Source organism: Luteimonas sp. R10 (assembly GCF_045689605.1).
Lineage (GTDB): Bacteria > Pseudomonadota > Gammaproteobacteria > Xanthomonadales > Xanthomonadaceae > Luteimonas.
On record NZ_CP141262.1, the window covers coordinates 4,108,402 to 4,130,719 of the forward strand.

The 22,318-nt window shown below is 66.6% G+C and carries 24 protein-coding genes; 16 read left to right on the plus strand and 8 right to left on the minus strand.

The genetic code is table 11. The features are described 5' to 3' along the window. Positions 1-255: 255 nt before the first annotated feature. The 4 genes from U3649_RS17940 to U3649_RS17955 form a co-directional block, all read right to left on the minus strand. On the minus strand, positions 256-639 hold the full coding sequence (locus tag U3649_RS17940) for a hypothetical protein (protein ID WP_407352649.1): 384 nt from the start codon (positions 637-639) through the stop codon (positions 256-258). A 134-nt stretch (positions 640-773) separates the two neighbouring features. Continuing rightward, on the minus strand, positions 774-1,358 hold the full coding sequence (locus U3649_RS17945; protein WP_407352650.1) for a GNAT family N-acetyltransferase: 585 nt from the start codon (positions 1,356-1,358) through the stop codon (positions 774-776). A gap of 17 nt (positions 1,359-1,375) precedes the next feature. After that, positions 1,376-2,119, minus strand: coding sequence for a DUF899 family protein (locus U3649_RS17950; protein WP_407352651.1), 744 nt, complete (start codon positions 2,117-2,119; stop codon positions 1,376-1,378). Between the two features lie 46 nt (positions 2,120-2,165). Beyond that, complete coding sequence (locus tag U3649_RS17955; protein ID WP_407352652.1) at positions 2,166-2,603, minus strand: VOC family protein; 438 nt, start codon at positions 2,601-2,603, stop codon at positions 2,166-2,168. Positions 2,604-2,933: 330 nt separating this feature from the next. Here U3649_RS17955 and metF point away from each other — a divergent pair, with 330 nt between their 5' ends. From metF to U3649_RS17985, 6 genes are all read left to right on the plus strand, one after another. Continuing rightward, positions 2,934-3,758, plus strand: coding sequence for a methylenetetrahydrofolate reductase [NAD(P)H] (gene metF, locus U3649_RS17960; RefSeq protein WP_407352653.1), 825 nt, complete (start codon positions 2,934-2,936; stop codon positions 3,756-3,758). A 265-nt stretch (positions 3,759-4,023) separates the two neighbouring features. Continuing rightward, positions 4,024-4,866 carry a cytochrome c oxidase assembly protein gene (locus tag U3649_RS17965; RefSeq protein WP_407352654.1) on the plus strand — a complete coding sequence of 281 codons (843 nt, stop codon included), beginning with the start codon at positions 4,024-4,026 and terminating at the stop codon, positions 4,864-4,866. A 35-nt stretch (positions 4,867-4,901) separates the two neighbouring features. Next, the gene (locus tag U3649_RS17970) at positions 4,902-5,498 is read left to right on the plus strand and encodes an SCO family protein (RefSeq protein WP_407352655.1); all 597 of its coding nucleotides are present in this window, start codon (positions 4,902-4,904) and stop codon (positions 5,496-5,498) included. A 94-nt stretch (positions 5,499-5,592) separates the two neighbouring features. Next, positions 5,593-6,177, plus strand: a complete 585-nt coding sequence (locus U3649_RS17975; protein WP_407352656.1) for a hypothetical protein — start codon at positions 5,593-5,595, stop codon at positions 6,175-6,177. Positions 6,178-6,454: 277 nt separating this feature from the next. Continuing rightward, positions 6,455-7,714: a M12 family metallo-peptidase gene (locus U3649_RS17980; RefSeq protein WP_407352657.1), complete on the plus strand. Its 1,260-nt coding sequence runs from the start codon at positions 6,455-6,457 to the stop codon at positions 7,712-7,714. A gap of 116 nt (positions 7,715-7,830) precedes the next feature. Continuing rightward, positions 7,831-8,760 carry a branched-chain amino acid transaminase gene (locus U3649_RS17985; protein WP_407352658.1) on the plus strand — a complete coding sequence of 310 codons (930 nt, stop codon included), beginning with the start codon at positions 7,831-7,833 and terminating at the stop codon, positions 8,758-8,760. A 97-nt stretch (positions 8,761-8,857) separates the two neighbouring features. Here U3649_RS17985 and U3649_RS17990 read toward each other — a convergent pair whose 3' ends face one another. Next, the gene (locus U3649_RS17990; RefSeq protein ID WP_407352659.1) at positions 8,858-9,469 is read right to left on the minus strand and encodes an alpha-ketoglutarate-dependent dioxygenase AlkB family protein; all 612 of its coding nucleotides are present in this window, start codon (positions 9,467-9,469) and stop codon (positions 8,858-8,860) included. A 238-nt stretch (positions 9,470-9,707) separates the two neighbouring features. Here U3649_RS17990 and U3649_RS17995 point away from each other — a divergent pair, with 238 nt between their 5' ends. Together U3649_RS17995 and U3649_RS18000 are read left to right on the plus strand one after the other, a co-directional pair. After that, positions 9,708-11,345 (plus strand): 4Fe-4S dicluster domain-containing protein, encoded by a 1,638-nt coding sequence (locus U3649_RS17995; protein WP_407352660.1) that lies wholly within the window; start codon positions 9,708-9,710, stop codon positions 11,343-11,345. 105 nt (positions 11,346-11,450) lie between these two features. Next, complete coding sequence (locus U3649_RS18000) at positions 11,451-12,278, plus strand: class I SAM-dependent methyltransferase (protein ID WP_407352661.1); 828 nt, start codon at positions 11,451-11,453, stop codon at positions 12,276-12,278. 97 nt (positions 12,279-12,375) lie between these two features. On the opposite strand, the gene U3649_RS18005 is transcribed toward U3649_RS18000, so the two are convergent. The 3 genes from U3649_RS18005 to U3649_RS18015 form a co-directional block, all read right to left on the minus strand. Beyond that, positions 12,376-13,008 carry a CoA transferase subunit B gene (locus tag U3649_RS18005; RefSeq protein WP_407352662.1) on the minus strand — a complete coding sequence of 211 codons (633 nt, stop codon included), beginning with the start codon at positions 13,006-13,008 and terminating at the stop codon, positions 12,376-12,378. Continuing rightward, the gene (locus U3649_RS18010) at positions 13,008-13,748 is read right to left on the minus strand and encodes a CoA transferase subunit A (protein ID WP_407352663.1); all 741 of its coding nucleotides are present in this window, start codon (positions 13,746-13,748) and stop codon (positions 13,008-13,010) included. Before U3649_RS18010 ends, U3649_RS18005 begins: the two co-directional genes overlap by 1 nt. 188 nt (positions 13,749-13,936) lie before the next feature. Then, positions 13,937-15,295 carry a glycosyltransferase gene (locus U3649_RS18015; RefSeq protein ID WP_407352664.1) on the minus strand — a complete coding sequence of 453 codons (1,359 nt, stop codon included), beginning with the start codon at positions 15,293-15,295 and terminating at the stop codon, positions 13,937-13,939. Between the two features lie 163 nt (positions 15,296-15,458). Here U3649_RS18015 and U3649_RS18020 point away from each other — a divergent pair, with 163 nt between their 5' ends. From U3649_RS18020 to rffA, 8 genes are all read left to right on the plus strand, one after another. Next, complete coding sequence (locus tag U3649_RS18020) at positions 15,459-16,388, plus strand: RimK family alpha-L-glutamate ligase (RefSeq protein ID WP_407352665.1); 930 nt, start codon at positions 15,459-15,461, stop codon at positions 16,386-16,388. A 67-nt stretch (positions 16,389-16,455) separates the two neighbouring features. Then, entirely contained in the window at positions 16,456-17,202 is a 747-nt protein-coding gene (locus tag U3649_RS18025) for an electron transfer flavoprotein subunit beta/FixA family protein (protein ID WP_407352666.1), read from the plus strand. A gap of 108 nt (positions 17,203-17,310) precedes the next feature. Beyond that, positions 17,311-18,249 (plus strand): electron transfer flavoprotein subunit alpha/FixB family protein, encoded by a 939-nt coding sequence (locus U3649_RS18030; RefSeq protein ID WP_407352667.1) that lies wholly within the window; start codon positions 17,311-17,313, stop codon positions 18,247-18,249. Between the two features lie 65 nt (positions 18,250-18,314). Beyond that, positions 18,315-19,259 (plus strand): glycosyltransferase family 2 protein, encoded by a 945-nt coding sequence (locus U3649_RS18035; protein ID WP_407352668.1) that lies wholly within the window; start codon positions 18,315-18,317, stop codon positions 19,257-19,259. Further along, on the plus strand, positions 19,256-19,831 hold the full coding sequence (locus U3649_RS18040) for an acetyltransferase (protein ID WP_407352669.1): 576 nt from the start codon (positions 19,256-19,258) through the stop codon (positions 19,829-19,831). The genes U3649_RS18035 and U3649_RS18040 overlap by 4 nt, the downstream gene beginning before the upstream one ends. Further along, entirely contained in the window at positions 19,824-20,552 is a 729-nt protein-coding gene (locus U3649_RS18045; protein WP_407352670.1) for a WbqC family protein, read from the plus strand. The genes U3649_RS18040 and U3649_RS18045 overlap by 8 nt, the downstream gene beginning before the upstream one ends. A gap of 390 nt (positions 20,553-20,942) precedes the next feature. Further along, positions 20,943-21,068 carry a hypothetical protein gene (locus U3649_RS18050; protein ID WP_407352671.1) on the plus strand — a complete coding sequence of 42 codons (126 nt, stop codon included), beginning with the start codon at positions 20,943-20,945 and terminating at the stop codon, positions 21,066-21,068. A 76-nt stretch (positions 21,069-21,144) separates the two neighbouring features. Beyond that, positions 21,145-22,293, plus strand: a complete 1,149-nt coding sequence (gene rffA, locus U3649_RS18055; protein ID WP_407352672.1) for a dTDP-4-amino-4,6-dideoxygalactose transaminase — start codon at positions 21,145-21,147, stop codon at positions 22,291-22,293. Positions 22,294-22,318: the final 25 nt, after the last annotated feature.

The following is a 22,318-nucleotide window of genomic DNA, read 5'->3' on the forward strand; positions in this document are numbered from 1 at the left end:
TCGACGAACCGGGTGTCGGAAATTCGACACCGGCTGCGCCGGTCGCTTCCGGTATCGGCGGGCAACGCCGTTCTCCTGTTTGCCAGGATCCCTGGTGAGCTGGCGATCCCGTCGATCGCCCGGCCACCCGGCGATATGTCGCCGACACCACCTGCGTTCGTCGCCACGAAATCGACAGCGACCAAGAAGCCCGTGAGCACCGGATCCGCGGCAATGTCTACGGCGACTGGCGGCGGTCGCACTCGGCGGTTGGATTCACCCACCGGCCTTGTTGCGATGATGGTTGCCGGCGATAGCTCCAAGCCACGCCAGCAGCGCATAGATCGCGATCACGAAAGGTATGCCGGAAGCAGGATAATCAGGGGCAAAGGCGGCGGGCGCCAGGAGCAGCACAACCCCTAGAGCGCCGCCGACGGCGCCATGCAAGATACGTCCATGCGACGCGCTGTAGGCGGCGACATAGCCGGCAGCGACCGGCACCAGATAGCCACCCAAGTGAACGAGCGCCCATGCCGGCCCATCCAGCGAGGAGGTGTCGGGGCTCAATGCGGCCGTAGTGAGCATGCTGACGAGCAGGCAGCCGCCAACGAAGGTGCCGAAGCCATATGCAACTGCTTTGAAGTCGAAGCGAGAGTTCATTGGCGCCTCGGTCCGGACTGCCCGCCGTCAGCCGGGACTATGCCAGATCCGGCCAGCGTCGCGCTTACGGGCGCGGCACGCCGCCCGGCCGGTGAAGACCGGCAATCCTGGCACCGGGGCCTGGCGCCGTGCCGTCAGCGCGGTTTGCGGAGCATCGGGAAGATCGGCGGCGACGTCCCCACCTGGACCGTGCCCAGCAACTCGAACCCGTACCGTTCGTAGAGCGGGATATTCTTGGGGTTGCTGGATTCGAGATAGGCCAGCGAACGGTCGCGGTCGCACGGGACAAGGGCGTGTTGCATCAGCGCCGCGCCGCACCCTTTGCCCTGTTGAACCGGATCGACCCCGATGAACGGCAGGAACCAATGCGGCTCCTGCGGGTGGTAGCGCGCCATCTGCTCGAAGACCGCAGAGAGATCCTTCTGGACGGGTGCGTGCCCGGTGCGCTGCAGCAGATCGACCAGCACCTCTTCGTCGGGGCTGACCCCGGGCGGTAGCCACATGGCCGCGCCTGCGTAGCCGTCGGCGTAGTAGGCGCTGTCGTGGGCAAACGCCTTGCCTCCGAGCGCCTTGACGAAGCCGGGGAAATGCCGGAGGTACTGCTGTGGATCGGGCCAGGTCCAACGCGCCGCGGGATCCGTGCCGAATGCCAACGCGACCACGGCGATCAGCGATGCTTCGTCGGATGCGGTAGCGGTCTTGATGCACTGCTGTGCCATGGTCTGCCTCCCGCGCTTCAACGCCTGCCGGTTCCCAGGTCGTCGGAATACCCGGCCTTCACGCGAGGCCACTGGACGATGGGGCGTTCGTCGATGCGGTAAGGATGCTCGCCTTTCCACTGCGGCCAGCCGGCCGGCGACGCCTCCGACGCCTCCTGCCGCCCGTAAACCGCCAGGTCGAGCAAAGCGTAGCTGTTGCCCATGGTCTCGACACCGCGCCTGGTCGTCCAATAGGTCTCGAACACCTTGGAGCCTTGTCGCAGGTAGCAAACGATATGCATCATGCCTGCCTGGCGCCCGACAAGCAGGGTGTCGAGCGAGTCCTGGGCAGAATACCAAGGCATCTCCCAGCCCATGAAGTCGCGGTACCGGGCGCTCTCTTCGTAGGGGCCTTGGCAGAACACGGCGTAGGTGACGTCACGCGAGTGCAGGAAGGAAAGCTCGCGGACTTGCGATGTATAGAGGGTGCACCCCTCGCACTGCTCGGCCGCCGGACGGCCGGTGAGCCACATGAAGTAGTAGGCGATGAGCTGCCGGCGACCCTCGAAGGCATCCAACAGCGTCACCGCGCCACGCTCGCCGATCAGTTGCGTGGCGCCATCCACCTCGACCATCGGGAGCCGCCGGCGGTCGGCCGCGATGGCGTCGCCCTCCCTGGTGTGGGCCTTCTCTCGTGCCCGTAGCGTGTCCAGCTCCGCCTGGAAGGTGCGCCGGTCGACCACCCTGGGCGCTCCAAGCCCATCACTCATGACTTCTTTCACGGCTCGTCTCCTCCCTACGTGCGAGAAAGGCCCATCGGGAAGTCTGCTACCCGAGCTCTTGGGCGAGTCCGATGAGAATCCCTTCGGGGCCCCGGATATAGCAGAGCCGATACGTGTCTCCGTACCGGACCACTTCGCCGACGAGCTCCGCGCCGCGTTGGCCCAGGCGGGCGAGCGTATCGTCGATGTCCTCCACGGTGAACATGACCCGCAGGTAGCCGAGCGCGTTCACCGGGGCATTGCGGTGGTCGGCGACCACCGGCGGCGCGAGGAACCGGGACAGCTCGAGCCGGCTGTGGCCGTCCGGCGTACGCATCATGGCGATCTCGACGCGCATGTCACGCAATCCGGTGACGCCATCGGCCCACTCCCCCTCGATCGGGGCGCGCCCCTCGAGCTCGAGGCCAAGTTCGATGAAGAACCCAATGGCGGCGTCGAGGTCTTCTACCACGATGCCGATGTTGTCCATGCGCTTGAGCGTCATGATGTCTCCGTGGCGTCTATCGCCTGAGCCAAGCCAACCCGCGAAGCGGGTTCGGCTTGCATGATCCGTCGGCCGCACACTCAACCCTCGGTCACGAGAGCGCCAGGCCAGCGGTCAGTGTACTGCTTGCTCGCGATGCGGCTAGGAGACATTTCAACGCCCATCGCGACTTCGCCGGACCCCCACCGCTCTCCCGGAAGGAGAGGGGCTTACCCGCCGCACCGGCCATCCCCTCCCGCACACCGCGCAACAAGCACCCGATGGCGGATCGATTTCACATCCATCGCGATAAAGCGATACCATGCGAACGGACCCGACCCGCCTGCCGCGATGACCCCGATCAGCTTCGAGTTCTACCCGCCCAAGACCGACGAGCAGCGCGCGCAGCTGGACCGCACCGCGCGCAAGCTGGCGTCGCACGCGCCCGAGTACGTGTCCTGCACCTTCGGCGCGGGCGGCTCGACCCTGAGCTACACGCCCGAGACGGTCCGCCGGCTGCACGAAGTGCATGGCTTCGCCGCGGCACCGCACCTGTCGTGCGTGGGCGGCACCCGCGAGGAGATCCGTGCGCTGCTGGAACGCTATCGCGACCTCGGCTGCCGGCGCATCGTGGCGCTGCGCGGGGACCTGCCGTCCGGGATGGGCCATCCGGGCGACCTGCGCTACGCCTCCGACCTGGTGAGCTTCATCCGCGGCGAGTTCGGCGACACGTTCACCATCGAGGTGGCGTGCTACCCGGAGACCCATCCACAGGCCGACGATGCATTGGCCGACTTGCGCCACTTCAAGGCCAAGGTGGACGCGGGCGCGGACGCGGCGATCACGCAGTACTTCTACAACGCCGACGCGTACTTCCATTTCGTCGACGCGGCGCGCAAGGCCGGCATCGCGGTACCGATCGTGCCCGGCATCATGCCGGTCTCCAACTTCTCGCAGCTGCGGCGCTTCTCCGAGGCGTGCGGCGCGGAGATCCCGCGCTGGATGGCCAAGCGCATGCAGGCCTACGGCGACGATGCCGAGGCGGTGCGCGAGTTCGGGGCCGACATCGTCGCCGCGCTGTGCCGGCGGCTGCTGGAGGGCGGCGCGCCGGGGCTGCACATCTACACCCTCAACCTCGCCAGACCCACGCAGACGCTGCTGTCGCGGCTGGCCTGAGGCGCAGCCGAGCGAGCTCGGCTCCACGACGGGTACGCCGCTCCACGCCGCGCCCGTAGAGCGGAGCTTGCTCCGCTGCCGCCCGCGGCGCCGGTCCGAAGTGCAGCCGAGCAAGCTCGGTTCTACGGGGGCATTGCTCGGCGCGGTACGGTGACGACGCCGGCTCCACACCCTGCGAAGGATGATCCATCGGGTGCATGCGCATGCCGACCGGGCGCCCCGTGGGTCTGTCCGGCCAGTCCCCTATCGAGCCCGTCCCGACCGCATGAGCCGTTTCGCCGACCTGCTGCTGCCATGGGAGGCCTCGCCGCTCACCCTGGCGGCCTGCGGCGGCGCGATGCTGCTCTATGCGCTCGGCCTCGCGCGCGGCGCCGCGCCGGCGCCCTGGCGCATCGCCGCGTTCGTCGCCGGGATCGGGCTCATGTACCTGGTGATGCAGACACGCCTGGACTACTACGCGCGCTATCTGTTCTTCGCCCATCGCGGCCAGCACCTGGTGCTGCATCACCTGGCGCCTTTCCTGATCGCGGCGTCGGCGCCGGCGGCAGTGCTGGCTGCGGCGGTGCCGGCGTGGCGTTCCGTCGACGCCCGCGCCCCGCGGCTGGCGCGCACGCTGCGCCGCGGCTATCGCCTGCTGCAGACGCCCTGGCTGGCGGCGACGCTGTTCGTCGGGCTGATCGCGTTCTGGCTGATCCCGCCGGTGCACTTCGCGGCGATGCTCGACCAGCGCCTGTACTGGCTGATGAACTGGAGCATGGCGCTCGACGGCCTGCTGTTCTGGTGGCTGGTGTTCGCCGACGAACGCGACGGGGCGACGCCGCGCCTGACGCTCGGCGGCAAGCTGCTCCTGCTGATCGCCATCATCCCGCCGCAGGTGCTGCTGGGCGCATCGATCGCGCTGGCCGAGCGGCCGCTGTTCGACGTCTACGACGTCTGCGGCCGCGCACTGGCGATCACTGCGCTCGACGACCAGCACATCGGCGGCCTGCTGACGTGGCTGCCACCGGTGATGATGAGCATGGCCGGCGTGCTGGTCCTGCTCGCCCGGCGGCTCGGGCGGACCGGCGATGCGGAACCGGCGCTGCCCGATCCCGCGCCCGCACCATGACCATGGACATCCTGCAAACCATGCGATCGCGATGCATGCCCCTGCTGCTGGCACTGCTTGCCCTCGCCGCCTGCAACGATGGTCCACCGTGGGCGACCCGCAGCGTTGGAGGCCTGCTGCCACCGCTGGAATTGCGGCTGTCCGGTACGCCTCGCGGCATGCCGTTCACGCAGGCCGACGTGCGCGACCGCACCACGCTGCTGACATTCGGTTTCATGTCCTGCTCGGACGTCTGCCCGACCACCCTGGCGCGGCTGGCGGAGGCGAAGCGGCGGCTCCCGGCGCCGCTGTCGGAACAGGTGCAGGTCGTCTTCGTCTCGGTGGACCCGGCGCGGGACGATCCGGCGCGGCTGGCCGACTACGCGGCGCACTTCGGCGACGGCTTCATCGGCGTGACCGGGACGCCGGAGGAGTTGCGCGCGCTGGGCCGCCGGTACCGCACCACCTACAGCTACGGCCGGCCCGACCCGCATGGCAACTACGATGTCGTCCACTCCGCCGGCGTCTACGTGTTCGACCGGGACGGCGAAGCGCGACTGCTGTTCCAGACGGACGACCCGCCGGAGGCGATGTGCGCGGACCTGCTGCGATTGCTGGTGGAAGCGGACAAAGGCCAGCGCTGCCGCGCCTGACCCGCGATCCACGAAGGCCGGCACCGCGGGGCTGAATGCGCGCCGGCGCCCGTCGCCACTTCCCGGCCGACGATACCGACGCTAGGCTGACGCGATGATTTTCCGCCCTCTTCTCTGCCTGCTCGTCCTTGGCCTGGCAACGGCGGGGTTCACGACACCGCTGGCGGCGCAGGCGCAGATCAACCGGTGCACCACGCCCGACGGCGGCACCATCTACACGGACCGCAAGTGCAGCGACCTGGGCGCGGTGGAACGCGCACCGCGCAACGCCGCAGCGCAGGCGGCGCAGGCCTACCGCGGCGGCTGCGCGCGCAACCTGCACGACCTGATTCACGAGATGACCACCGCCATCGACAGCCGCGACGTCAACCGCCTCGCCGGCGTCTACCACTGGTCCGGCATGTCCAACGGCAACGGCTATCGGCTGATGAACCGGCTCGATGCGATCGTGCAGCAGCCGCTGGTCGACATCGTCGCGTTGCGCCCGGCCACGCCGGTGGTGGTGACCGAACGCGCCGGCATCAGCGCCACCGTGGTCCCGGGCGACGGCATGCGCGTGGCCGCCGATCGCCGGCCGGTGGCGCTGCGGGTCGAGCAAACCGCCGGCGGCGGCGTGGCCCCGATGCGGACCGTCTTCGGCCTGCGCCGGCACATGGACTGCTGGTGGATCAGTCTCTGAATAGAGGTCTCGGCAAGCCGTCCGGCGCTGCATAAAGCATAGGCGACGGGTGTCGTTCCCCGCCAGAACCACAAGAATCGCCGAGCGGCCGGCGGTCGTTTTAGACCGGCCGCACAGGCGGTCGCGGGTCTGCTTCACAGATGCGCAGGTTGCCGGTGGCGGCCGAGCCAGGGCGGGGGTAGCGTCGAGTGACGGGATCGCTTCCCTCGTCCACCGCGGTCCCCGACGCGCGCCGAGCTTCCCCCGGCAATCGGCGGCGGTCACAAGGAGAGTCGCCATGCCCACCTGTTCCCGTTCTGGTTTCCGCGCCGTGTTATTGATCGTCGCGGCCGGCCTGCCGACGGCCACCATCGCGGCCGAGCCCGTCCCGCTGTTCTCGCCGCTCCCGGAGACCGCCGCCAAACAGGCGACGGCCGACCGCGTCCTCGCCGCCGCCCGCACCGACCGAGCCGTCGTCGCCAGCCGCCTGGTGCGGGCCGACGCCGCCCAGGTCGCGGAAGCCACCGAAACGCTGCTGCTCGAACTCGAACCCGGCATCACCCTGCGCAGCGAGCGGCAGGTCGCCTACCGCAACCCCGACGGCACCCTGGTCTGGTCGGGACTGATCGGCGACCTGGAAGCGACGAAGGCGCGCCTGCGCCTGTTCGGCGACGCGGAAATCGCCGACGACCCGCACGCCTCGGTCCTGATCGTCCGCAACGGCGACAAGCTGACCGGCACCGCGCGCGTCGGCGGCCGCCTGTACCGGATCCTCCCGCTGGCCAACGGCGGCCACATGGTCAATCGTGTCGACGAGGCGCTGATGCCGCCCGACCATCCGCACGACTACGACCCGATCCCACGCGCGCCGCTGCACCTGGATGCCGGAGCGGCGGACGACAAGGCCAATACCGTGATCCGGGTGGGGGTGCTGGTCGCCAACTCCGCGGCCAACGCGATCGGCGACGTCGTCGGATTCGCCAACCTGGCGGTGGCCGAAAGCAACCAGGGCTACGCCAACAGCGGCGTCGCGGTGACGCTCCGGCTTGCCGGCGTCTACACCATCGCCTACAACAGCGCCGGGTTCAGCACCGACCTGTACCGCTTCGCGGCCAATGGCGACGGATACCTCGACGGCTGGCACGCCACCCGCGACAGGATCGCCGCGGACGTCAACGTGATGGTGGTCAACAACAGCTCCTCCTGCGGCGTCGGCTATCTGAACTCGAGCGCCGCATCCGCCTTCAGCGTGGCGCATTACGGCTGCGCCACCGGCTACTACACCTTCGCCCACGAGATCGGCCACAACTTCGGCGCCCACCACAACCCGCAGGCGCCGGCCAACAACACCGTCTATCCGTACGGCCACGGCTACCTGCATCCGGGCTCGTCCTGGCGCACGGTGATGGCGTACGACTGCCGGGCCGGGTGCCCGCGCATCAACTACTGGTCCAACCCCGGCCGTACCTACCGCGGCGCGGCGATGGGGACCACCCGCACCCACGACAACGTCCGCCTGCTGAACCTGCGCCGCGGCACGCTGGCCGGCTTCCGCTAGGTCGACGGTTTTGCCTTTGCTCGAGGCCGGATCCTCTCCCCGGCCTTCCGGCGGCCCGCCTTGTGCGGGCCGTCGTTCTGTCAGAATGCGCCGTCTCCACAAGCAGGCGGCATGGCATGCAGTACCCCGAATGGATCTGGCACAACGGTGCGATCAAGCTCTGGGCCGATGCCACCACGCACGTGATGGCGCACGCGCTGCACTACGGCTCTTCGGTGTTCGAGGGCATCCGCAGCTATCGCACGCCGCAGGGGCCGGCGATCTTCCGCCTGTCCGACCACGTCCGGCGGCTGTTCGCCTCGGCGAAGATCCACGAGATCGGGATTCCGTTCTCGGCCGACGCGCTCGAGCGCGCCTGCCATGCGGTGCTGGCGAAGAACGGGCTGGATGCCGCCTACCTGCGGCCGATCGCGTTCCGCGGGCTGGGCGGCTTCGGGCTGTCGGCGGAAACGCCGGTGGACGTGGCCGTCGGCGCCTGGAGCTGGGGCACCTACCTGGGCGAGGGCGTGCTCGAGACCGGGATCGACGCCTGCGTGTCGAGCTGGCAGCGTTTCGCGCCGAACACCATCCCCGCCGGCGCCAAGGCCGGCGGCAACTACCTGTCGGGGCAGCTGGTCGCGCGCGAGGCGCGCCGGCTCGGCTTCGGCGAGGGCATCGCCCTGGCCTCGACCGGGCTGCTCAGCGAGGGCGCCGGCGAGAACGTCTTCCTGGTGTTCGACGGCGCGCTGCACACCCCGCCCAGCAGCGCCGCGCTGCTCGACGGCATTACCCGCCACAGCCTGGTCACGCTGGCGCGCACCGACGGTATCGAAGTCGTCGAGCGCGACCTGCCGCGCGAGTACCTGTACCTGTGCGACGAGTTGTTCATGTGCGGCACCGCGGCCGAGATCACCCCGATCCGATCGGTCGACGGCCGCCAGGTCGGCGCCGGCAAGCCGGGGCCGGTGACCCGCCGGCTGCAGGCGTTGTTCTTCGGCCTGTTCGACGGCGGCACGCCTGACCGGCACGGTTGGCTGCAGCCGCTAAGCCCGCCTCCATCGCCGTAGAGCGGAGCTTGCTCCGCTGCTCGCGGCTCCGTGGCCCACGAGGTGTCGTTTTCCGCGATGCGGCGTTCGCGAAAAAAGCAGTGGAGCAAGCTCCGCTCTACGGGGGAGTTGGGGCCCGCTGGCGTGTCCGGACCGCGCGGAAGGTCAGGTTGATCCGTGGCCCGACCGGCCTGGCGGTCGGCGGCAGCGCGTGCCGGTAGTGCCGCTGGGTCTGGCCGCGCATCAGCAGCAGGCTGCCGTGCGGCAACGCCAGCGCCAGGCGCTCGCCCGACCCGTCGCGACGCTTGAGCAGGAAACGCCGTGAGGCGCCCAGGCTGATCGAGGCGATCGTCGGGCAGGGGCCGAGCTCCGGCTCGTCGTCCGAATGCCAGCCCATGCGGTCGCGGCCGTCGCGGTACAGGTTCGCCAGCGCGCTGTTGAAGTCGACGCCTGCCGTCTCCCGCAGGCGCCGGCGCAACGGCGCGAGCGCCTGCGGCCAGGGCCGCGGTTCGAACCGCGTACCCGAATAACGGTAGCTGGCACCGGGATCGCCGATCCAGCAGCTCAGCCGCGGGCTGTCGACCGTGCGCCCGAACATGCGGATGCGGTGGGTTTCCCATGGCACCTGCGCCAGCAGCGCGGCGAGCAGCGCATCGGCCTGCGCCGGATCGATCCAGGCAGGATCGAAGGCGAGGTCGGCATCGGGCAACAAGATGGGGGCCAGCGGCATGACGCCGGAGCATACGCGACGATGCGCGTCGGCCGCGCCGCGAGAAATCGCCCACCGGCTGCGGCGCCCGTAGAGCGGAGCTTGCTCCGCTGCTCCAGGCTCCGGAGCCGACATAGCGGAGCAAGCTCCGCTCTACGGGTACGGTGTGATCGGACCTGCGACCGGGCGGTGCGCCCGAATTTGCCGCATTCACGGCAAACCCGCGACAATCCCCCGGGATGCCATTCGGGACGCCAGCATGAACCAGCCAGCCGACACCACCGAACGCGACGTCATGGAGTACGACGTCGTCACCGTGGGCGCGGGCCCGGCGGGGCTGTCGTTCGCGATCCGCCTCAAGCAGCTGAATCCGGAGATCTCGGTCTGCGTGATCGAGAAGTCCAGCACCATCGGCGCGCACATCCTGTCCGGCGCGGTGATCGAGCCCGGCCCGCTCGACGCCCTGCTCCCCGGCTGGCGCGACAATCCGCCGCCTGTGTGCGTGCCGGCGGCCGAGGACGAGTTCTGGCTGCTGTCGAAGACCGGCGGCCGCAAGGCGCCGATCGTCCCCCCGGGCATGCGCAACCATGGCAACTTCATCGTCTCGCTGGGCGCGATGTGCGCCTGGCTGGCGCCGCAGGCCGAGGCGCTGGGCGTGGAGATCTACCCGGGTTTCGCCGCCGCCGAGACCCTGCACGACGACGACGGCACGGTGATCGGCGTGCGCATCGGCGACATGGGCGTCGCCCGCGACGGCTCGCACAAGCCCGGCTATACCCCGGGCATCGACATCCGCGCCAAGGTCACGGTGCTGGCCGAGGGCGCGCGCGGGCATCTCACCAAGCGCCTGGTCAAACGCTTCTCGCTCGATGCCGACAGCGATCCGCAGGCCTACTCGATCGGCGTCAAGGAGCTGTGGCAGCTGCCGGACGGACGCGTATCGCCGGGCAGGATCGTGCACACGCTCGGCTGGCCGGTGGACAACCGCACCTACGGCGGCAGCTTCCTGTATCACCTCGACAACAACCAGGTCGCCATCGGCTACGTCAGCGGCCTCGACTACGCGGATCCCGAGTTCCGGCCGTACGAAGCCTTCCAGCAGTGGAAGCACCATCCGCTGATCAAGCCGCTGCTCGAGGGCGGCAACATCCTCTCGGCCGGCGCGCGCGCCATCGTCACCGGCGGCTGGCAGTCGCTGCCGAAGGTGGAAATGCCGGGCGCGCTGCTGATCGGCGACACCGCCGGCCTGCTCAACGTGCCCAAGATCAAGGGCACCCACCAGGCGATCCGCAGCGGCGTGCTGGCCGCCGAACACCTGGCCGCCGGCGGGCTGGCCGCCGCCGGCTTCGATGCCAAGCTGCGCGCGTCCGACGCCATGGCCGAGCTGCGCAAGGTCCGCAACATCAAGCCGGGCTTCAAGAAGGGCCTGTGGCTCGGGCTGGCGAACGCCGCCTGGGAGACCGCGACCGGCGGCCTGTCGCCGTGGACGCTGAAGGTGAAGGCCGACTGGTGCTCGCTGGATAAGCTCGACCCGCGCGGCGCCGACGGGCCCGAAACCGATTACGTGTCGCGCGACCTGCCGCCGCGCGACCGCCTGGCCGGAGTGTATTTCGCCGCCACCGAGCACGACGAGGACCAGCCCGTGCACCTCATCGTGCACGACACCGAAGTCTGCGTGACCCGCTGCGCCGAGGAATACGGCAATCCCTGCACCCGCTTCTGCCCGGCCGCGGTCTACGAGATCGTCGAGGACGCCGCCGCCGAGCACGGCAAGCGCCTGCAGATCAACGCCGCCAACTGCGTGCACTGCAAGACCTGCGACATCAAGGACCCGTACGAGATCATCACCTGGGTGACGCCGGAAGGCGGCTCCGGGCCGAATTACCAGAACCTGTGAATCGGTGTCTAGCGGCCGCTCGGCGCGAATGGGCGACATCCTGCTGTGTCCGCCGCCACTCTTGATTGGTGCTATACAGCGATCTGGTGGAGATGGGGCGTCACGATGCGGATCGAAGAAATCAGTTCTCGGCTGCGCCCGGATACGGACGGCATCTACGCGACACCGGGCTCATCCGACGTCTCCTATTCGGCTCATGGACACGAGGACTGTTTCGGCGTCGAAGACCGCTCGTTCTGGTTCCGTCACCGAAACCAGTGCATCTCGAGCATGATCCGGAATCACCCGTTCAGTGGCGGGCCGCTTCTGGACATCGGGGGCGGCAATGGCTACGTGGCGCAACGTCTCGCCAAGGACGGTTACGACGTGCTCCTTCTCGAGCCGGGAGCGACCGGGGCGCGCAACGCGCGACAGCATCGGAAGCTTGAGCACGTCGCCTGTGCGAAGGTCGAGGACGCGGGTTTCAGGCCCGGCAGCTTCGGTGCCATCGGCATGTTCGATGTCATCGAGCACATCGACCAAGACCGTGCGTTTCTCGAGCACATCGCGCCGTTGCTCACGACGGGAGGACTACTCTATCTGACCGTTCCCTGCCACCAGTGGCTATGGTCGCAGGCCGACGTGCACGCCGGACATTTCCGCCGGCACACACGGCGAAGCCTTGAGGTCCTGCTGGAAGGGCTGTTCGGGATCGAGTATCTGAGCTTCTTCTTTCGCCCGCTGGTGCTGCCGCAATACCTGCTCCGTGCACTTCCTTATCGCCTCGGTTTCGACCGCAACGGAATTCTCTCCACGGAAGCGGAGCACGGATCGCACCAAGGCCTCGCGGTGCGCATGATCGACACCCTCCTGCAAGCGGAAGCGCGCCAGATCGCGGCTGACCGGCACATCGATTTCGGCGCGAGTTGCCTCGTCGCAGCCACCCTGCGCTAAACGCCTTTCAGAGCGGGCCGGATCTCCTCCGCGGCGGTGCACCGATATCATGCCGGGCGCGGCCTCATAGCCTGCGCCGCTTGCATGCGAACGTCCATCACTCCACCACGATCGTTACACCGGTTTTTTTGCGCAGCTCGTTCTGGCCCACGCCCTGTGCAAGCTCCACCAGTACCAGGCCGTTGTCGGTGACGTCCAGCACCGCCAGGTCGGTGATGATGCGATCGACCACCCCCAGCCCGGTCAGCGGCAGCGTGCACTCGGGCAGGATCTTGTGGCCCCCGTCCTTGGCGACATGCTCCATCAGCACCACCACGCGCTTGACGCCCGCCACCAGGTCCATTGCGCCGCCCATGCCCTTGACCATCTTGCCGGGCACCATCCAGTTGGCCAGGTCGCCCTTGCCGGTGACCTGCATGGCGCCGAGGATGGCCAGGTCGATGTGGCCGCCGCGGATCATCGCGAACGAATCGTGGCTGCCGAAGTAGCTGGCGCCCTTGCGGGCGGTGACGGTCTGCTTGCCGGCGTTGATCAGGTCGGCGTCCACTTCCTCCTCGGTCGGGAACGGACCGATGCCGAGCAGGCCGTTCTCCGACTGCAGCCAGACGTCGACGCCGTCGGGGATGTGGTTGGCCACCAGCGTCGGCAGGCCGATGCCGAGGTTGACGTAGGCCCCGTCGGTGAGTTCCTGCGCGGCGCGTTGCGCCATCTGATCGCGGGTCCAGGGCATCACTTGTCTCCTTCGCGGACGGTACGCTGTTCGATGCGCTTTTCCGGGTTCGGGTTGTGGACGATGCGGTCGACGTAGATGCCCGGCAGGTGCACGTGGTCGGGATCCAGCGCGCCGATCTCCACCACCTCCTCCACTTCCGCCACGCAGACCTTGCCCGCGGTGGCGCAGGCCGGGTTGAAGTTGCGTGCGGTCTTGCGGAACACCAGGTTGCCCGACCGGTCCGCCTTCCACGCCTTGACCAGCGCCACGTCGGCGGTGAGCGCGGTCTCCATGACGTAGTGGTGCTCGCCGAACTGCCGCGTCTCCTTGCCCTCGGCCACCACCGTGCCGTAGCCGGTGCGGGTGAAGAACGCCGGGATGCCGGCGCCGCCGGCACGCAGGCGTTCGGCCAATGTGCCTTGCGGGTTGAATTCGAGCTCGAGTTCGCCGGCCAGGAACTGGCGCTCGAACTCCTTGTTCTCGCCCACGTACGACGAGATCATCTTGCGGATCTGCCGCGTCTCCAGCAGCAGGCCGAGGCCGAAGCCGTCGACGCCGGCGTTGTTGGAGATCACCGTCAGCCCCTTCACGCCGGAATCGCGCAGCGCGGAGATCAGCGCTTCGGGAATGCCGCACAGGCCGAACCCGCCGACGGCGAGCGTCTGGCCGTCGGCGACCAGGCCATCGAGCGCCGCAGCGGCGTCCGGATAGAGCTTGTTCTTCGCACCCCCGCTCGGCGGGGCAACGGCCTCGGCCATCGGACGGCTCCTCGTACGGAAAGAAGCACAGTTTACCGCTTCGCGCGTGACCGGTAGACCGTACCTTCGGACAGTGGCAGGCGCTGCAGGCCGATTGTCGACCGAGGCACGCGAAGCGTCATCTCAGGGGCAGGCGGAAACCGGATTCCAACGTCCAACTGGCCGGATCGCACAACCAAGCAAGCCGATCAGCGCGCCTGTGGACGGCCGCGGGCTACGTCTGCGAGGATCCGCTCCAGGCGTCCGGCGATGTGCGCCCATTCGTAGTGCTCCAGACCCTCGGTTCCGAGCCGGAAGTGGGTCTCCCAGCTGTTCTCACGCTGAACGTCCTGCAACCGCAGGAGTGCTTCATGGATCGAGCCGACTTCATTCCGGCAGACCAGCCCCCTGCGCTGCTGGCGGATCAGCGCCGACGCGGCATCGTTCCAGTCGTCGGAGATCTGCAATACCGGCCTGCGCGCTCCCAGGTACTCGAATAGCTTGCCGGGGACGTGCACTGCATCGGTATTCGCGATGTTCACAAGGACATGTCCGGCGCGCTGGAGCTCCTGGCTTTGCTGGTGGGAGAGGAAGCCTGCCATGCGCAGCTGCCCGGGATGCGCGCGCGCATACTCCAGCATCCAGTCCGGCGGCGACCGCGTAGCGACCGTCAGGCGCACGCCGGGGCAGGTAAGCATGGCTTCGAGAAGGGCATGGGGCTGCCTGAACTCATAGAAGCTGCCCGTATAGACGAGTTCCAGGCGCGTTCGGTCGAAATCGAAGCCGGATGCTACCGCAGGCGAAGGCAGGCCTGGCCTTGGCTGCCCCGCATCGAACCCCTGGGTCAGCACGCTGACACGCGACCCCGGTATCGCATGGCGTTCGAGAAGAAGTGTGCGCGCCGACTCGGTAGTCACGGTCACGTGATCGGCGTGGCGACAGACCCAGCGCTCGATCTCCTCCGCGGCGGCGCGCCAACGGCGGGGCGTGTAGAACGCGAGGACAGGGTCCCCCAGATCGGCGACCCATGCGAATCCCGCCTGCTTCGCCGTCCGGCCCAGGCGCAACGTCGTTGCAGGCTCATGCGAACTGACCACCACGTCGGGACGGAGCGCAGTGAGTAGTGCCTTCAGGCGACGCCTTGCAAAGTATTCCCACTCTCCGCGCTCGTCCGGAAAATACAGCCGTGCCACGTGAGCCTTCAACCACGCCTCGGCTCGGCCTTTCCAGTTGAGTGTCCGTGGATGCTCCGGCGGCGGCACGATGGCTTGGACGGCTGCTACATCGGCAGCATCGCTGCCGCCGCTGCCTGGGTCCGTGCGCACGCGGCGCCTGCCGTGGCGCCAGCGCGTCAACCGTGCAAGGCCGCCGGTCACCACTCCGGCGAACGCCCGGTGCACGACCACGCCCACTGGGAGGACCGGCGAGCCAGGCTCAACCGTGGCATCCACCGACAATACATGTACATCGACGCCGCTGGCGACGAGATGGCGGGCAAGCTGCATCCATCGCAACGACTGCGGCGACGGGCTGGGTGGAAACTCGTAGGCGATCAGGAGAATACGCAAGCGCGCAGCGACAGCGAAAAACCGGAGCGGGCCAGTATTGCATGCCGCGCCGCTCGGGCCGTACCGGCAAGAGCGCGATCAGGTGTCCATTGGCATCAGGCGTTCGGTATGCTCGCCGCCCTACCACCTTCGGTCCACGACGCGTGTTCCGTACACTTGGCGCATGGCCTCCATCGCACTCGCCACCGCCATCGCCGTCACCGGCCACGATCCCGACATGCCGCCGCTGCTGGCCGCTTGCGCGCGCGTGGGACTGGACGCGCAGATGCTGGCCTGGGACGACCCCAGCGTCGGCTGGAACCGCTTCGACCTGGTGCTGCTGCGCTCGACCTGGGACTATACCCTGCGCCGGCCCGATTTCCTGGCCTGGTGCGAACGCGTCGATCGCGTGACCACCCTGTCCAACCCGCTGCCTGTCGTGCGCTGGAACACCGACAAGCACTACCTGGCCGATCTGGCGATCGCGGGACTCGCCGTCATCCCCGCCACCTTCGTCGAGCCCGACGCGGAGCCGATGCCCGCGCTGCAGTCATTTCTGTCGGCGACCGACCACGACGAGGGCTTCGTGATCAAACCGGCGGTGGGCGCCGGTGCCCGCGACGCGCAGCGCTACGCCGGCCGGCAGGAAGTCGCCGCCGCCGGCCACCTGGCGCGCCTGCTCGATGCCGGCCGCAGCGCATTGCTGCAGCCGTACCTGGGCACCGTGGACCACGAAGGCGAGACCGCGCTGGTCTACATCGACGGCGCGTTCAGCCACGCCTTGCGCAAGGGGCCGCTGTTGACGGACGGCAGCACTGACGGCGCACCGTCCGCCGCCGAGACGATCACCCCGCGCCCAGCCACGCCGCCGGAACGCGCCCTCGCCCAGCAGGCGCTGGCCTTCGCGCAACGCCGGTTCGCCCTCGACAGGCCCTTTGCCTATGCCCGTGTCGACCTGATCGCCGGCCGCGACGGCGCGCCGCGCCTGCTGGAACTGGAACTGACCGAACCCTCGCTGTTCCTCGAACACGCGCCCGGCGCCGCCGACCGCCTGGCGGCGTCGCTGGCGGCACGGCTGGACGCCGATTCGCGCCACGGGCGCCCAAGCCGGTAAAATCGCGCAATTCCGGTTTCCGGCGGCCCCGCGGGCCCGCCGCCCCACTCACAAGGAACCCAGCACGATGAAGATCCTCGTCGGCTACAAGCGCGTGGTGGACTACAACGTCCGCATCCAGGTCAAGCCGGACGGCTCCGGCGTGGTCACCGACGGCGTCAAGCTGTCGCCCAACCCGTTCGACGACATCGCCCTGGAAGAGGCCCTGCGCCTGCGCGACAGCGGCGGCGCCACCGAGGTGGTGGTGGCCACGATCGCCCCGGCCGACGCCCAGGCGCACCTACGCAACGGCCTGGCGATGGGCGCCAATCGTGCCCTGCACGTGGTCAGCGACGGGCCGGTGCAGCCGCTGACGGCCGCGCGCACCTTCCTCAAGCTGGTCGAGAAGGAGCAGCCGGACCTTGTGATCCTGGGCAAGCAGGCGATCGACGACGACGCCAACCAGACCGGGCAGATGCTGGCCACGCTGTGGGGACGTCCGCAGGCCACCTTCGCCAGCAAACTGGTGGTGGCCGACGGCAAGGCCACGGTGACCCGCGAAGTCGACGCCGGCCTGGAGACGCTGGAAGTCGACCTGCCGGCCGTGGTCACCACCGACCTGCGCCTGAACGAACCGCGCTTCATCAAGCTGCCGGACATCATGAAGGCCAAGAGCAAGCCGCTGGAGACGATCCCCTTCGCCGACCTCGATGTGGAGCCGGGCGACTTTCTCGAGACCGCCAGCTATGCGGCGCCACCCAAGCGCAGCAAGGGCGTGATGGTGAAGGACGCGGCCGAGCTGGTCGCCAAGCTGAAAGAAAAAGGCCTGCTGTAACCATTCGCTCCCTCCCCCGCTTGCGGGAGAGGGATGGGATGAGGGCAACCCGCCGGTTGCGATATCACGCCCGGTCCCGTCACCGACGCGCCCAACGGAGATTTCCCGATGTCCAACGTTCTGATCGTCGCCGAACACCTCGAAGGCAAGCTCAACGGTTCGACCGCAAAATGCGTTTCCGCCGCCCAGGCGCTGAAACCCGATGCCATCGACATCGTCGTGCTGGCCGCCGATCCCGCCGCCGTCGCCGCCGAGGCCGCGAAGATCGCCGGCGTGCGCAAGGTGTTGACCGTCGCCAACGACGCCAACGCCCATCCCATCGCGCAGGTGCTCGGGCCGCAGGTGGCGAAACTGGCCGAGGGCTACAGCCACGTCTTCGGCCCGTCCACCACCTTCGGCAAGGACCTGATGCCGGTCATCGCCGCCCTGCTCGGCACCGCGCAGGTCTCGGACGTGATGACGGTGGAATCGAGCCATGTCTTCACCCGGCCGATCTACGCCGGCAACGCCATCATCACCGTCCAGGCGCCGACCGACCGCGCCGTAGTCGCGACCGTGCGCACCGCCTCCTGGCCGGAAGCCCCCCGCGACGGCAGCGCCGAAATCGAGGCCGTTTCGGCCGAGGCCGACCTGCCCACGCATACCCGCTTCGTCGACCTTGCCGTCGGCGAATCCGACCGCCCCGACCTGCAGAGCGCCAAGCGCGTGGTCTCCGGCGGCCGCGGCGTCGGGTCGGAGGAGAACTTCAAGGTCATCTTCGACTTCGCTGACAAGATCGGGGCGGCGGTCGGCGCCTCCCGCGCCGCGGTCGACGCAGGCTACGTGCCCAACGAGCTGCAGGTCGGCCAGACCGGCAAGATCATCGCCCCCGACCTGTACGTCGCCATCGGCATCTCGGGCGCCATCCAGCACCTGACCGGGATCAAGGACGCCGGCACCATCGTGGCGATCAACAAGGACCCGGATTCGGCGATCTTCGAGATCGCGGACATCGGGCTGGTGGGGGATCTGTTCAAGGTGCTGCCGGAACTTGAGGCGGCGCTGTAACTCCCGCCAACAACCTTGTTGAGACGGCCCTACCAGCAGCACGTCGCCCTCGGGATGTAGACGGGATGAAACCAGATCCGACAGACCAGAACCCTCTCGTCTCTATCGTGGTACCGGTCTACCGGAGCGCGAACACGATCCGTACTCTGAAAGAGCGGCTCGAGTCTGCGATGAACCGTGCAGGCATGACGCATGAAATCATCTTCGTGGACGATTGCGGCGGAGACGGCTCCTGGGAAATTATCCAGTCGCTTTCACTCGAGTCGCCGCATGTTCGTGGCATCAAACTGAGCCGAAACTTTGGCCAGCATGCCGCCACGCTGTGCGGGATATCCCGTGCGAATGGGGAGTGGGTTGTCACCATCGATGATGACCTCGAGCATCCTCCTGAGTCGGCCCCGGAGTTGGTCAAGACGGCGAAAACTGGATTCACCTTGGTGTACGGAGTCAGTGAATCCAGGAGTCACGCGTTCTGGCGCAATGCGACGTCCGAGATCGGACGATCGCTGTTCAAGTTCGCAATTCCGTCGCTCAATCGGGAGTACACCTCTTTCAGGGCGATTCACAGGAGTGCCGCCGAGGCGTTGGGTCGCTTTCAATCCCCATTTACGTTCGTCGACGGATATCTGTCGTGGATCACCAGCAACTATGCCACCGTAACCGTGCCGCATCATCCACGTGGCGAAAGCAGAAGCAATTACAACCTCCGCAAGCTGCTCACGCATATGATCAACATCTTCGTTACCTTTTCAGATCTCCCTCTGAGACTTGCGACCTGGCTCGGCATCGGCGCATCCCTGGGAGGCGCAGCGTGGGGAGCCTTCATCCTCATCAGCCGTTTTACCGGAACAGTTAGTGTCAGTGGCTATGCGTCGCTGATGGCCGCGATCATGTTCGTCGGCGGGATTCAGCTATTGATACTCGGGATCTTCGGTGAATATCTAGCGCGCATCAACTTCAGAACAGGGTCCATGCCGCTCTTTCTAGTGGAAAGGGAGTGCGGCCGTTGAAGCCGGCTCTCGTCATTGGCGGCTCCTCGTTCGGCAGGCTCATCCGTTCATTGCTCGTGGATGCCGGTTACGACTTCCGCGGCTACATCGACGACTTCAATACGGGCGACGAGATCATCGGGACCCGAGATGATCTAGGCCGCCGGTTTCATCCCGGTGATTTCTGCCTCGTACTCGCCATAGGCTACAGGGATCTGCCTGCACGCCTGCGCGTCTTCCACCAGGCGATTGAGGCGGGATTCTCGTTTCCGCCGGTCGTGCACCCCCGCGCGATCGTCTCCCGGGAAGCCAGAATCGGCGCTGGGTGCCTGCTCATGGCAGGCGCGAACGTCGACTCGTTCGCGCGGCTGGGCCCGGCATGCGTGCTATGGCCGGGTGCGATCGTCAGCCACGACTCGACGATCGGAGAGAACACCTTCATCAGCCCGAATGCTACCGTTTGCGGATTTGTCCAGGCCGGGCATTCCAGCTTCATCGGCGCTGGAAGCGTGATCGTTGACGGCACCAAGCTTCCCGAGAAATCGTTCGTAAAGGCTGGCACGCGCAGCGGCGGAAACAGGATCAATGTCTGACACAAAACGCGTCGCGATACTCCAATCCAGCTATATACCATGGAAGGGCTATTTCGACATCATCAATGACGTCGACACCTTCATCTTCTATGACGATGTCCAGTTCACCCACCAGGATTGGAGATCGCGCAACAGAATCGTCACGCCGAATGGACCTCTCTGGCTCACGGTCCCGACTGGGAGCAGCATTCAAAGATTGATCCACGAGGTCGATATCAAGGACGATCGATGGCAAGCCAAGCACTGGAAGTCGATACAGCAGTCCTACAGCCGAGCACCGCACTTCAACGAGCATCGCGATTTTTTCGAGGAGATCTACCTTCACAAAAAATGGAGCTCCCTTTCGGATTTGAACCAGACAGTCATCAAGGCGATCTCGCGGGAATTGTTGGGGATCACTACGGAATTTCGGGACTCGCGCGAATATGGGGCCTGCGGACAAAAACTGGATCGATTGATAGACCTGGTAAGGAAGTCGGGGGCAACGACATATCTCTCAGGACCTTCTGCTTCCAATTACATAGAGCCCGAGATATTCGGTGAGATCGGCGTCGAGTTGCTATACAAGGACTATTCTGGATATCCAGAATACCCGCAAGGACCTGGTCCCTTCATGCACAACGTCAGCATCATTGACCTTCTTTTTCGAACGGGAGAGAAGTCACCCAACTTCATCTGGGGCTGGCGCTCGGCAGTCGGCCATTGGCCATGTGGCCCCTGAAGGCTGTTCCTGGAACACATGGACTCATCGTTCCTTGCATAGAACAGGACCGACAACCCGCACGGTTCCAATCCGCGCCGGTTCCGGGGGAGCCAATCCGAATCAATACCGCCCAATCCGCCGCCACACCGAGCCACTGACATGCATACCGCCTTACCATGGCTGATGGTAGCCGCAACCATTCTGCTAACGACGTATGGACAGATCGTCATAAAATGGCAGGTGATGAAGCCAGTCATTGCGCCCTTCGATGCCGTAAGCGGGTGGCCTCCGCTCCTATTGCTGCTTTTCCGTCCATGGGTAATTTCGGCACTCGGGGCAGCTCTCCTCGCATCTCTGTGCTGGATGGTGGCGGTCTCCCGACTCGAGCTTAGTCGCGCATATCCGTTCATGGCGCTGAACTTCCTGCTCGTTGGAATGCTCGCGATCCCCCTGTTCGGCGAGGCATTGACACGGCCGAAAATCGTGGGCCTGATGCTGGTGATCTCGGGCCTGGTTGTGCTTGGCAAGGGTTAGCCGCCTCCCGGCATGGGATAAGCACTACCGGCAGACAGCCGCTCCGCCTCAAAAACAACTAGTCAACGGTTCACATATGATCCCATTCAACAGGCCCTACATGACCGGCCGAGAGCTCGACTATGTTGCGGAAGCGCATAGGCTAGGTCATCTTTCAGGGGACGGCGCTTTTACGAAGCGCTGCCATGAATGGCTGCAAGTGAACACCGGCACGACGAAATCTCTTCTGACCCATAGCTGCACCGCGGCGTTGGAGATGAGCGCCCTACTTCTGGATCTCGAACCGGGCGACGAGATCATCATGCCGTCCTTCACGTTCGTCTCCACGGCAAACGCCTTCGTACTCCGTGGAGCCGTACCGGTGTTTGTCGATGTGCGCGAGGATACGCTCAACCTGGACGAAAGCCAGATCGAGGGGGCAATTACACCCAGAACGAAGGCGATCTGTGTCGTACATTATGCTGGCGTCGGCTGCGAGATGAACACTATCATGGCGATCGCTGCTCGCCATGGTTTGAAGGTGATCGAAGATGCGGCACAGGGCATTATGGCGACGTACAAAGGCCGCCCTTTGGGCGGCATCGGGAATCTCGGCACATTCAGCTTTCACGAAACAAAGAATGTCATTGCAGGAGAAGGCGGCGCATTACTAGTCAATGATGCGCGATTCTGCGAGCGCGCGGAGATCATTCGCGAGAAGGGAACCAACCGAAGCAATTTCTTTCGTGGCCAGGTCGACAAATACACTTGGATCGATGTCGGCTCCTCCTATCTACCAAGCGAGATTATCGCAGCCTTTCTAGCCGCACAGTTGGAAGAGGCGACGTCGATTACCCAGCGTCGGCTTGCGATTTGGGACTCCTACCACGCCTGGGCTTCGGACTTCGAACGAGACGGCAGACTCCGCCGCCCGGTGATCCCCGAGGACTGCAACCACAATGCCCATATGTACTATTTGCTGCTCCCTTCGCTGGCTCACCGGCAGACGTTCATTTCTTCGTTGAAGTCGCACGGCGTCGGCGCGGTGTTTCACTATGTCCCGCTCCACGCGACGCCTGCCGGCCTGCGCCACGGAAGGGCTTGTGGCGAGTTGCAGGTTACCAAGTGGGCAAGCGACTGCCTGGTCCGCCTGCCTCTCTGGCTTGGAGTAGACGTTCACCTCGAGCAAATCTTCTCCGCATGCATGATCGCACTGCAGGAGGCGGAGAAAGAATGCTCGCGATGATCAGCGCCATCCGTACGTTCGCGCG

Coding starts and splice junctions, on each gene's coding strand:
- U3649_RS17970 (WP_407352655.1), top strand. CDS start 4,902: ATGCCCCTGCTGCTGGCACTGCTTGCCCTCGCCGCCTGCAACGATGGT.
- U3649_RS17955 (WP_407352652.1), bottom strand. CDS start 2,603: ATGACGCTCAAGCGCATGGACAACATCGGCATCGTGGTAGAAGACCTC.
- U3649_RS18030 (WP_407352667.1), top strand. CDS start 17,311: ATGTCCAACGTTCTGATCGTCGCCGAACACCTCGAAGGCAAGCTCAAC.
- U3649_RS17965 (WP_407352654.1), top strand. CDS start 4,024: ATGAGCCGTTTCGCCGACCTGCTGCTGCCATGGGAGGCCTCGCCGCTC.
- U3649_RS17975 (WP_407352656.1), top strand. CDS start 5,593: ATGATTTTCCGCCCTCTTCTCTGCCTGCTCGTCCTTGGCCTGGCAACG.
- U3649_RS17940 (WP_407352649.1), bottom strand. CDS start 639: ATGAACTCTCGCTTCGACTTCAAAGCAGTTGCATATGGCTTCGGCACC.
- metF (WP_407352653.1), top strand. CDS start 2,934: ATGACCCCGATCAGCTTCGAGTTCTACCCGCCCAAGACCGACGAGCAG.
- U3649_RS18025 (WP_407352666.1), top strand. CDS start 16,456: ATGAAGATCCTCGTCGGCTACAAGCGCGTGGTGGACTACAACGTCCGC.
- U3649_RS18020 (WP_407352665.1), top strand. CDS start 15,459: ATGGCCTCCATCGCACTCGCCACCGCCATCGCCGTCACCGGCCACGAT.
- U3649_RS17990 (WP_407352659.1), bottom strand. CDS start 9,469: ATGCCGCTGGCCCCCATCTTGTTGCCCGATGCCGACCTCGCCTTCGAT.
- U3649_RS18045 (WP_407352670.1), top strand. CDS start 19,824: ATGTCTGACACAAAACGCGTCGCGATACTCCAATCCAGCTATATACCA.
- U3649_RS17980 (WP_407352657.1), top strand. CDS start 6,455: ATGCCCACCTGTTCCCGTTCTGGTTTCCGCGCCGTGTTATTGATCGTC.
- U3649_RS18000 (WP_407352661.1), top strand. CDS start 11,451: ATGCGGATCGAAGAAATCAGTTCTCGGCTGCGCCCGGATACGGACGGC.
- U3649_RS18005 (WP_407352662.1), bottom strand. CDS start 13,008: ATGCCCTGGACCCGCGATCAGATGGCGCAACGCGCCGCGCAGGAACTC.
- U3649_RS17985 (WP_407352658.1), top strand. CDS start 7,831: ATGCAGTACCCCGAATGGATCTGGCACAACGGTGCGATCAAGCTCTGG.
- rffA (WP_407352672.1), top strand. CDS start 21,145: ATGATCCCATTCAACAGGCCCTACATGACCGGCCGAGAGCTCGACTAT.
- U3649_RS18050 (WP_407352671.1), top strand. CDS start 20,943: ATGGCGCTGAACTTCCTGCTCGTTGGAATGCTCGCGATCCCCCTGTTC.
- U3649_RS18035 (WP_407352668.1), top strand. CDS start 18,315: ATGAAACCAGATCCGACAGACCAGAACCCTCTCGTCTCTATCGTGGTA.
- U3649_RS18010 (WP_407352663.1), bottom strand. CDS start 13,748: ATGGCCGAGGCCGTTGCCCCGCCGAGCGGGGGTGCGAAGAACAAGCTC.
- U3649_RS17995 (WP_407352660.1), top strand. CDS start 9,708: ATGAACCAGCCAGCCGACACCACCGAACGCGACGTCATGGAGTACGAC.
- U3649_RS17945 (WP_407352650.1), bottom strand. CDS start 1,358: ATGGCACAGCAGTGCATCAAGACCGCTACCGCATCCGACGAAGCATCG.